At 65.8% G+C, this 527-nt stretch carries 2 pseudogenes; one reads left to right on the top strand and one right to left on the bottom strand.

Annotated elements, in window-relative coordinates:
- Nucleotides 1-217 (top strand): annotated as a pseudogene (locus A5782_RS08910) (hypothetical protein); the annotation flags it as partial.
- Between the two features lie 4 nt (nucleotides 218-221).
- Here the strand turns inward: A5782_RS08910 and A5782_RS08915 are convergent.
- Nucleotides 222-527, bottom strand: a pseudogene (locus A5782_RS08915) (hypothetical protein); the annotation flags it as partial.

Here is a 527-nt window from a genome sequence, read left to right on the forward strand (position 1 = left end):
CGACCAGATGAAGATGGTCGCCAAGCTGTCCGGCGGGCAGTCTTACACCGCCACCAACCTCGGCGAGCTCGAAAAGAGCTACAACGCCATCGAGAACGAGATCGGCTACCGTACGGTGCCAGGGCCGGGCAGCTCCGGGTGGCTGCGCCTCGGCGTATTGACCGCCCTGATCGCGACGGCGCTGGCATTGTTGATCAACCGCCGCCTGCCCAGCTGAGGACTCAGGCGGGCAGCCTGCGGTTCAGCAGGAGACCGGCCAGGATGGCGCCGGCCATGACGAAGGCGCCGAGCAGCATCCAGGCCAGGCTCGCGTCGCCCTTCACGGTTTCGTAGCCGATCTGGCGCTGCAGCGTCGAGTACACGTTCTTCAGGGAATCCAGGCTGTCGGCGTGGAACGACTGGCCGTCGGTGATCTCGCAGATCTTCTGCAGGGTCTGGTCGTCCACCGGAACCGGGACGGCGACCCGCTGCCCGTCCATCTCGATCTCGCCGCCCTTGGTCCCGAACGAGATCGTCGAGATCTGCAC

It is taken from the genome of Mycobacterium sp. 852002-40037_SCH5390672, from assembly GCF_001665875.1.
Lineage (GTDB): Bacteria > Actinomycetota > Actinomycetes > Mycobacteriales > Mycobacteriaceae > Mycobacterium.